Annotated in this window: 1 protein-coding gene and 1 pseudogene; both read right to left on the reverse strand. The window is 69.8% G+C overall.

Annotated elements, in window-relative coordinates:
• Window positions 1-1,749, reverse strand: a 1,749-nt coding sequence (locus tag D1643_RS10670) for a cache domain-containing protein (RefSeq protein ID WP_160710589.1), incomplete at its 3' end; no start/stop codon positions are given.
• 161 nt (window positions 1,750-1,910) lie between these two features.
• Window positions 1,911-2,204: pseudogene (locus tag D1643_RS10675) on the reverse strand (hypothetical protein); the annotation flags it as partial.

Here is a 2,204-nt window from a genome sequence, read left to right on the forward strand (position 1 = left end):
AGGGGCGCCCGCGCCCTCCGAGCCCGCCGCCTCGCCCTGGCCCGCGCCCGCCGGCCGCTCCCCCGCCGCGGCGCCCTCCGCCACGGGCAGCGTGACCGACAGGGTGAAGCACGAGCCCTCGTCCAGGACGCTGTCCACCAGAAGCGTGCCTCCCATCTGGTCCACGAGCATGCGGCTGATGGACATTCCCAGGCCCGTGCCCTTCTGGCTCTCGCTGTTGCGGTTGCGCTCCTGGGTGAACACGTCGAAGATCTGCCGCTGGAACTCAGGCGTCATGCCGCAGCCGGTGTCGGCGATGGAGACGATCGTGGCTGCCTGGCCGCCCGGCACCGCGACCTGGCTGGCCGTGAGCGTGACGCGGCCGCCCTCGGGCGTGAACTTCGCCGCGTTCGACAGGATGTTCATGAGCACCTGGCCCAGGCGCACCTCATCGCCGACGAGGCGCGGCCAGGGCAGGTCGTCGGCGTCGAGCGTGAAGGCGATGCGCTTGTCGGCCAGGGGCTCGCGCTGCATCTCGCAGACGCTGTCGATGAGGGCGCCCAGGTCGAAGGGCCGCTCGTCAAGGACGACCTTGCCCGCCTGGAGCTTGGACACATCGAGGATGTCGTTGACGAGCGCGAGCAGGTAGCGGGCGGCGTTGCCGAGCCGGCTGACGTAGCCCGCCATGGCCTCGCGGTCGTCCAGGTGGCGCTCCATCAGGTGGTTCAGGCCGATTATGCCGTTGAGCGGCGTGCGGATCTCGTGGCTCATGTTGGAGAGGAACTCGGCGCGGGCCGCCGACTCGGCGCGGGCCGAGACCGTTCGCTTCATGAAGCGGTAGACGATCGCCATCATCACCATGAGCAGCACCACCACGGCAACGAGCATGCAGGAGGTCATGACGATGAAGGGGGCGAAGCGCTCCTCGAACACGTGCGAGGGCACGGCCATGATGAATGACCAGGTGGTGCCCTCCACCGGCGCGAAGCTGAGCACGAGCCGCTCGCCCTCGGCGTTGGTGCAGTCGATGGTGAAGCTCTCGCCCTCCGAGATGTTGCGGCGCACGTCCTCGATGGTCACGCCCCCGTCGATGGAGCCGGCCTGGAGCATGTCGTAGAAGTTGTCGCGCCCGGCCAGGTCGGTAGCTGGCGAGGTGTTGACGATATAGAAGCCCTGGGAGTTCACGACGCTCGAGACGCCCTGATCATCGAAGCTCTCGATGAGCAGCTGGCCGCGGATGGCGCTCACGTCGCTGCGGCCCAGGATGGCGACGAAGCGGTGGCCGCCGATGACCAGGCCGTCGAGCTCCACGCCGAAGACGAGGGACTCCTTGGTGGTCTCCAGCCGCCCGTTGACGTCGTCGTAGAGCATGACGAAGTGGCCGCTGTCATCGGCGAACATCTCGTCGTAGGAGTGCTGATCGGGGCCGAGGCGCAGGTACGAGCTGCTGTAGAGGGTTCCGTCGGCGTCGAGCAGGTAGAGCGCGTCGAACATGCCGGAGGAGACGGCCTCCAGGTTCAGGCGCTGCTGGGCCTCGTGCAAATCGGCCACGTCGTAGAGTTCCATGCGGCTGGCCACCGAGGCGAGGCGCCCGTAGGAGTCCTCGAGCGAGCCCTCGATGGTCTCCACATCATGACGGGATATCTCGTCCACCGTGGTCATGAGGTTGCTCGACACCGCCGATGAGAGCTGCCCCAGGTAGACGCAGACGGCCACGACCACCAGCGCGATGGTCGCGACGAACACCATGATGTACCTGCGTCGGCTCAAGGGCCCTCCCCCAGGATCGGCCGCGTCCAAGTCTCCGCAGCCTAGTTTAGTACCAGCGAGGCGAAACGCGGTCGGCGGGCCGCATTTTTCTCGCGCGGGGAGCCGGCGGGGGCGGGAGCGCGGAGGGTGGCGACAGGGGCGCCCCGCTGCCGGCGCAGCGCTCAGCCGACGGCGGCGCGGAGGGCGGCCAGCTCGGATTCGGTGAGGGCACGCGCCTGGCCGCGGGGAAGCCCGCCCAGGTCAAGCGGGCCGAGCGCGGCGCGGTGCAGGGCGATCACCGGATGGTCGACGGCCTGGAGCATGCGGCGCACCTGGCGCTTGCGGCCCTCGTGGATGCGCAGCTCCACGTAGGCGCCCGCCCCCTCGAGCGCCGCGCGGCTGCGCCGCCCCCCGTGGCGCTGGCGCTGCCCGCTCGACCCCGGCCCGTCGCCGATGAGCCGGGCGGCGCGGGCGGC

The organism is Enterorhabdus sp. P55 (genome assembly GCF_009911695.1).
In the GTDB taxonomy this organism is placed as follows: domain Bacteria; phylum Actinomycetota; class Coriobacteriia; order Coriobacteriales; family Eggerthellaceae; genus Enterorhabdus.